Source organism: Geodermatophilus chilensis (assembly GCF_002802985.1).
In the GTDB taxonomy this organism is placed as follows: domain Bacteria; phylum Actinomycetota; class Actinomycetes; order Mycobacteriales; family Geodermatophilaceae; genus Geodermatophilus; species Geodermatophilus chilensis.
The window spans coordinates 1-6869 of the sequence record NZ_NVPT01000229.1; the positions used below are offsets into that span (position 1 = coordinate 1).

Genomic DNA, 6869 nt, shown 5'->3' on the forward strand with positions numbered 1-6869 from the left:
CCGGTAGCCCTCGAACGCGGCAGCCGCACGGGCGATCCGCTCCTGCACGGCCTCCTCCGAGAGCGGCTCGAAGGTCTGCAGCGTCTCACCGGTGGCGGGATTGATCGTGGCGATGGCCATGGGTGTCCTCTCTCGGGGCGCTCGGTCTCGGCTGGAGCCCGGGATCAGGTCTTGCTCTTGCCCTGCGCGCTCGAGTTCTCGTGCCGGTTGTCCCCCTTGCTGACGTGCCGCATCTGCTTGCTGGCACCGGTGGTCACACCGGCCTCGCTGGGCGACATCCCCTCCTTCTTCGCCTGGCGTGCGGCGGCCTGCTGCTCCTGCTGGTTGGTCTTCTTGCTCATGGGTGTCCGGTTCCCCGCGGCGGGGGCCCGCACACCCGCCGGAGCGGACGCCCTCGGCTGCCTGATGGCGATGGGTGGGGCACTCCACGCAGGCACTCCACGCAGGGGTACCGGCCGCGCGGTATGGAGCACCACGAGCACGAGCGCGCCGGGCGCCGCAACGGTGCGCGGTCCGGCGCGACCCGCACGGCGTCCCGGGACGGCTGAGCCGTGGCCTCGCCGGCCCTCGGGCGCCGGGGCGCGTCCGCCCCGGCGCCCGAGGGGCTGCCGCCCGGGCAGGCCCTCGCCCGCCCCGTCCGCGCCGCGACCGGGGTCTCGCTGGGGGCGGCGGGAGCGGCGTGCCTGGTCGAGCTGACGCTCCCGGGCGGCTGGGGGGACGCGGCGCCGGTCGTGCTGGTGGCCGGGCTGCTGCTGGGCCTGCCGCACGGGGCGGTGGACCACCTGGTCCCCGGCTTCCGGTCGGGGCGGCGGCCGGCGGTGCTCGCCGGGTTCGCCGCCGGCTACGCCGTGCTCGCCGCGGTCGGGTGGCTGGCGTTCCGCGCCGCCCCCGGCGCGGCCCTGCTGGCGTTCGTCGCCGTCTCCGTGTGGCACTTCGGCAGTGGGGAGACCGCCTTCGCCGACCTGCGCGCCGGCCACCCGGTGCGGCGCCGGCTCGCCGCGGCGCTCGTCGTCGGGGCCCTGGTGCTGCTCGTCCCGCTGGTCCGCGGCGCTGAGGAGACCGCCGCCGTCGTCGCCGCGGTCGTCCCCGGGTCGGACGGACGGCTGCCGCCGGAGCTGACGGCCGTCGTCCTCGGCGCCGTCCTCCCGGCCACCGCCGCGCTCGCCGCGTCGCTGCTGGCCGCCCGCCGGTGGCTGGACGCCGCCGAGCTGGGCGTCCTGACCGCGCTGGTGCTGGTGGTCCCGCCGCTGGCGGCGTTCGGGGTGTGGTTCGGCTGCTGGCACGCCGTCCGGCACGTGGCCCGGGTCGTCGCCGAGGACCCCGGCGCCCGCGCCGACCTCGTCGCCGGCCGGCTGGCCCGGCCGCTGCGGCGCTTCGCCGTCCAGGCGGCGCTGCCCACCGCGGCGGTCCTCGTCGTCCTCGCGCTGCTGTGGGAGGCCGCCGGCGGGTGGCGCGCGTTCGTGGCCACCGACGTGCCGGTGCTTGCCGCGCTCACGCTCCCGCACGTCCTGGTGGTCGGCTGGCTCGACCGCCTGGAGTCGACCGGCACCGGTCCAGGAGGGCGAACGTCCGGCGGGCCATGAGCCCGGCGTCGAAGTCGGCGACCGCCCGGGCCCGCGCCCGCCGGCCCAGCTCGGCCCGCGCCGCCGGGTCGGCGAGCAGGCCCGCCAGCGCCGCGGCCAGCGCCCCGGCGTCCTCCGGGGGGACGACGACGGCGTCGGCGCCGACCGCGAGCGCGACGTCCCCCACGTCGGTGGCCACGCACGGCAGCCCCTCGGCCATGGCCTCCAGCAGCACGAGCGGCAGCGCCTCGCGGCGGGAGGAGATGCAGAAGACGTCGAGGCCGGCGAGGAAGCCACGGACGTCGTCGACGAAGCCGCAGAAGGTGACCGGCAGGCCGGCCGCCGCGGCGCGCAGCCGGTCGCCGTCCCGCCCCTCGCCGCCGACCACCACCTCGACCGGCACCCCCGCCCCGGTCAACGCGCGGACGGCGTCGAGCAGCACGTCGAAGCCCTTCTGCGCGGTCAGCCGGCCCAGCGCGCCGATCCGCGGCACCGCCCGCCCGGCCGGCCCGGTCGGGTCGGCGGGCACGTCGACGCCGTTCGGGACGACGTGCACCCGGTCCGCGGGCACGCCGAGGTCGCCGACGAGCTGGTCGCGGGCCCCGGAGGCGGGGGTCAGGACGGCGGCCATCGCGCGGTGGAGCCCGGCCAGGTGCGCCCGCTCCTCCCCCGTCCCGGTGTCGCCGGGCAGGTGCAGGACGCCGACGGTGGGCGCGACCGCGAGCGCCGCCGCCACCGCCGCCGCGTTGGACCCCGGGTCCACGAGGTTGACCAGCACGACGTCCGGGCGCTGCGCGGACAGCGCGGCCCGGACCGCGGGTGCGGCGGTGGAGTGCCGGACCAGCGGGACGACAGCCAGCCGGTCGGGCGGCAGCAGCGGCGTGAAGCGGCCGACCAGCGGCTCGGCGCAGACCAGCGACGTCGCCCAGCCGCAGTCGCCGGCGCGGCGCAGCAGGTGGGTCAGGTAGACCTCGGCGCCGCCCCAGTTCTCGGAGTCGCAGACCAGCGAGACCCGGTTCACGCGACCCCCTCCCGGCGATTTCCGCGGAAATGGCCGGCAGCGAGCTCGCGGGCGGCGGCGAGCACGTCCCGGGGCCGCACCGAGTCGGCGCAGCGGAAGTCGATCGGGCAGACCAGGTGCGGGCAGGGCGCGCACGGGACGTCCGCGACCAGCGCGCGGTGCCGCGGACCACGGTGCGCCCAGCGGACCGGGTCGCCCGGCAGGAAGACCGTGACGCTGCGGGCCCCCACCGCGGCGGCCAGGTGCGCGGTGCCGGTGTCGTTGCCGACCAGTACCGCGGCGTCGCGCAGCAGCGCGGCCAGCCCGCCGAGGCCGGTGGCACCGGTGAGGTCGACCGCCGGGGCGCGCATCGCGGCGGCCACCGCCGCGCCGACCGCCCGCTCCCCCGGCCCGCCGGTCAGGACGACGGCCAGCCCGTCGGCGGCCAGCGCGTCGCCCACGGCGGCGTACCGCTCGGCCGGCCAGCGCCGCGTCGGCGAGGAGGCGCCCGGGTGCAGGACGGCGTAGCCGCCGGGCACCAGGCCGGCGCGGGTCAGCGTCCCCGCGTGCTCGGCCTCGTCGGCCGGCGTCAGCGGGAAGGCCATCTCGGGCGGGCCGGCCGGCGGCAGGCCGAGGTGCTCGAGCAGCCGGGTGTGCCGCTCGGCCTCGTGCAGGTGCTCCGGGTAGCGCAGGTGCAGGTGCCCGGTGCCCGGCGGCGGCTCCCAGCCGGTCGGGGCGAAGCCGCCCACGAGCCGGGCGCCCAGCGCCGCGGTGACCCGGTTGGCCGCGGGCCGGTCGCCGTAGGCCTGCAGCGCCAGGTCGAAGCGCCGTCCCGCCGCCGCCGCGGTGAACGCCGCCCACGCCGCCGGGTCCGGCACGCGTCCCGGCGGACGGTCGGGGACGTCGTCCGCCCCGGGGAAGGGCAGCAACTCGTCGACGGCGTCCGCCATCCGCTCGACGACCGCGGCGGTCTCCGGCCAGGTGACGAGGCTGACGTGCAGGTCGGGCCGCGCGGCGCGCAACCGGCGCAGCGCGGGCAGCGAGCAGAGCAGGTCACCGAGACCCACGCGCAGCCGCACGAGGGCCACCCGGCGCACCGCCGGGTCGGCGAGGGGTCCGCCCACCTGCCCGCTCCTCTCCCCCGGCGGGAGCCCGCCGGGTCTGCTGTACTGCGGGTCCTGTCCAGAACCGGCAGGTCCCATGCGTGCGGGAGGCCTAGTGATCGACCCCGGCACGCCGCACGTGCTGCGGTTGTGCAGCGTGTTCGAGCCCGTGCGCGTCGACGGACGGGCCGCGCGCTACGACCCGATCGGCGGCATGCAGAACCACACCGCCACGCTGACCCGCTGCCTGGACGCGCAGGGACACGCGCAGACGGTGGTCACCTCGCGCCTGGCCGGCCGGCGCGGCGCCACCCGGCTCGGCCGCTCCGCCGTCGTCCACCGCACCGGGCTGCCGCTGCCGCGGCTGCGCCAGCTGTGGGCGCTGGACGCGCTGCGCGTCGTCCTGCGGCGGCCGGCGCGGCCGGTGGACGTCGTGCACGCGCACCAGGGCGAGGACCTCGCCACCCTGCCGCTGGCCCGGCTCGCCGCGCGGCGGCACCGCTGCCCGCTGGTGGTCACCGTGCACTGCAGCGTCGGGCACACGCTGACCGGCCGAGGCCCGCGCACCCGGCTGCTGCGGGCGCTCGGCGGGTGGGTCGAGCGGTCGGCGCTTGCCCGGGCCGACGCGGTCGTCGTCCTCACCGACCGGACCGCCGCCGCGCTGGCCGCCGACGGCGTGCCGGCCGCCCGGGTGCACACCATCCCCTCCGGCTTCGACCCGGCCCTCTTCGCGGGCGACTCCCCCGACGTCTTCCCGCACGTGGCGCGGCCGCGGATCGGCTACGTCGGCCGGCTGGCCGCGCAGAAGCGGGCCGACCGGCTGGTCGAGGCCTTCGGGCGGATGCGCGAGCCGGCGTCCCTGGTCGTGGTCGGCGACGGCCCGGACCGGGCGCGGGTGCACGCGCTGGCGGCCGGCCTCCCGCGGGTGCACCTCACCGGGTTCGTCGAGCACACCGCCGTCCCGGCCGTGCTGGCCTCGCTCGACGTGCTGGTGCTGCCGTCGGCCTATGAGGAGATGGGCTCGGTGCTGACCGAGGCCCTGGCCTCGGGGCTGCCGGTGGTCGCCAGCGACGTCGGCGGCATCCCCGAGGTGGTGCGGCACGGCGAGACCGGGCTGCTCGTGCCGCCGGGGGACGTCGACGCGCTGGCCGCGGCCCTGGACCGGCTGGCCGCCGACCCCGCTCTGCGGGCCCGGCTGTCGGCGGGTGCCCGTGCCCGGGCCGCGGGATACGCGTGGCCGCGGCTGGCCGCGCGGGTCGCGGCGGTCTACGCGGGGGTGCGGGGAGGGACGGCGCTGGAGGTCGCGGCGTGACGGCGGTCGGCGTGCTTGTGCCGGTGCACGACCAGGCCGCCTTCCTGCCCCGCGCGCTCGAGGGGCTGACCGCCCAGTCCCACGCCGACTGGACGGCGCTGGTGCTCGACGACGGCTCACCGGACGCCGCCGCGGTGGCCGACGTGGTGCGCGGGCTGGGCGACCCGCGGGTGCGGCTGGTGCGGTGGGCGGACAACCGGGGGCTCGGCGCGACGCTGAACGCCGGGCTCGACGCGCTGGACACCCCGCTGGTCGCCTACCTGCCGGCCGACGACGTCTGGTCCCCCGACCACCTGGATGCGCTGCTCGACCGGCTGGTCGACCCGGACGTCGGGATCGCGGTGTCCCGCCTGGCCGAGCCGTCGGACACCCCGTACGCGCAGCTGGTGCAGGTCGCGCACCGGGTCACCGCCGAGCGGTGGACCGAGCGGGCGGAACTGGAGAGCGACGACCTCGGCCGGCTGCTGTGGGACCGGCTGCCCGAGCGGACGGCGGACACCGGCCGGGTCACCTGCTCCTGGACCCGCCACCCCGGCCAGCGCTCGGCGGCGCTGCGCGAGTCGCGGGACGGCGGGCTGAACGTCTTCCGCAGCCGCTACCGGGTGCGTGAGCCGCTGCGCTTCGCCTCCACCGACGGCGGGGACGTCGACGAGGTCGGCCGGTACGCGCGGTTCCGGTCGCGGACGTATCCCCAGGCACCGGACGGGCTCTCCGTGCTGCTGGTCGGCGAGCTGGCGCTCAACCCCGAGCGGGTCCTGGCCCTGGCCGAGCGCGGGCACCGGCTGACCGGGCTCTGGACGACCGACGGCCTGGGCGACGCCACCGTGGGGCCGCTGCCGTTCGGGCACGTGCCCGACCTCGACCGCGACGAGTGGCGCTCCGCCGTGCAGGAGCTGGCGCCCGACGTGGTGTGGGCGCAGCTGAACTGGCGGGCGGTGCCGTTCGCGCACGGGGTGCGGTCGGCGTTCCCGGAGCTGCCGTTCGTGTGGACGTTCAAGGAGGCGCCGCAGCGCAGCGTCGTCCGCGGCGAGTGGCCGCTGCTGGCCGACCTGGTGACGCGGGCCTCGGCGTCCCTCTTCGCCACCGAGGAGGAGCGCGACTGGTTCGCCCTGGCGCTGTCCGGCCGGGTCGACCCCGCCCGGTTCGGGGTGCTGGACGGCGACCTGCCCAAGCGGGACTGGCTGGACGCGCCACCGACGCCGAAGCTGTCGGACGCCGACGGGCAGCCGCACACCGTCGTCGCCGGCCGGCCGTCGGGGCTGGACCTCGACTGGGTGCTCGGGCTGGCCACGCGCGGTGTGCACACCCACCTCTACGGGCAGGTGCAGGCGCCGGGGCCGAAGGGTTCGTGGACCGGCTGGCTCGACGCCGCGCTCGCCGCCGCGCCGGGGTTCGTGCACGTGCACCCGCCGGTCGGGCCGGAGGACTGGGTGCGCGAGCTGTCGCGCTACGACGCCGGGTGGCTGCACCGCTTCGACAGCGCCAACGGCGGGGACCTGCGGCTGGCGACGTGGGACGACCTCAACTCCCCCGCCCGGCTGCCGGTCTACCTCGCCGCCGGGCTGCCACTGCTGCAGCAGGCCAACCCGGGGTCGCGGGTGTCGGTGGAGCGGGTGCTGCGCCGCGACGGGACCGGACTGTTCTACCGGTCCGCCGACGACGTGGCCGACGTCCTGGCCGGGGAGCTGTCCTCGCGGCGGGGTGCCGCGGCGGCGCTGGCGGTGCGCGAGCAGCACACCTTCGACGCGCACGCCGACCGCGTGGTGCAGCTGTTCCGCTCGGTGGTCTAGCCCCAAAGCCATGTAGTTAGCTGCGGCGGCCGGGTGTCAAGGACGCGGCGGAGTGGGCGTGTCGATGTCGAAGAGGGCAACGGAGCTCCGGTAGGAGGGGGC

The 6869-nt window shown here is 78.2% G+C and carries 6 protein-coding genes; 3 read left to right on the top strand and 3 right to left on the bottom strand.

Translation table 11 applies throughout. The features are described 5' to 3' along the window. Nucleotides 1–164: 164 nt before the first annotated feature. Nucleotides 165–341 (bottom strand): hypothetical protein, encoded by a 177-nt coding sequence (locus tag CNO22_RS27990; RefSeq protein WP_157937112.1) that lies wholly within the window; start codon nt 339–341, stop codon nt 165–167. A 210-nt stretch (nt 342–551) separates the two neighbouring features. Between CNO22_RS27990 and CNO22_RS24775 the strand changes: the two genes are divergently transcribed. Beyond that, nucleotides 552–1583 (top strand): Brp/Blh family beta-carotene 15,15'-dioxygenase, encoded by a 1032-nt coding sequence (locus CNO22_RS24775; RefSeq protein ID WP_100501915.1) that lies wholly within the window; start codon nt 552–554, stop codon nt 1581–1583. Here CNO22_RS24775 and CNO22_RS24780 read toward each other — a convergent pair. Beyond that, nucleotides 1492–2583 (bottom strand): glycosyltransferase, encoded by a 1092-nt coding sequence (locus CNO22_RS24780; RefSeq protein ID WP_100501916.1) that lies wholly within the window; start codon nt 2581–2583, stop codon nt 1492–1494. The two genes, CNO22_RS24775 and CNO22_RS24780, sit on opposite strands and share 92 nt — an antisense overlap. Continuing rightward, nucleotides 2580–3686 (bottom strand): glycosyltransferase family 9 protein, encoded by a 1107-nt coding sequence (locus CNO22_RS24785; protein ID WP_100501917.1) that lies wholly within the window; start codon nt 3684–3686, stop codon nt 2580–2582. Before CNO22_RS24785 ends, CNO22_RS24780 begins: the two co-directional genes overlap by 4 nt. A gap of 94 nt (nt 3687–3780) precedes the next feature. Here CNO22_RS24785 and CNO22_RS24790 point away from each other — a divergent pair, with 94 nt between their 5' ends. Together CNO22_RS24790 and CNO22_RS24795 are read left to right on the top strand one after the other, a co-directional pair. Further along, nucleotides 3781–4977, top strand: a complete 1197-nt coding sequence (locus tag CNO22_RS24790; RefSeq protein ID WP_232807331.1) for a glycosyltransferase — start codon at nt 3781–3783, stop codon at nt 4975–4977. Further along, nucleotides 4974–6767, top strand: a complete 1794-nt coding sequence (locus tag CNO22_RS24795; protein WP_100501919.1) for a glycosyltransferase family 2 protein — start codon at nt 4974–4976, stop codon at nt 6765–6767. Before CNO22_RS24790 ends, CNO22_RS24795 begins: the two co-directional genes overlap by 4 nt. The last annotated feature ends 102 nt before the right edge of the window (nt 6768–6869 follow it).

Bases quoted from the DNA above. Each gene is read 5' to 3' on its own strand.
- CNO22_RS27990 (WP_157937112.1), bottom strand. From the start codon at position 341: ATGAGCAAGAAGACCAACCAGCAGGAGCAGCAGGCCGCCGCACGCCAG.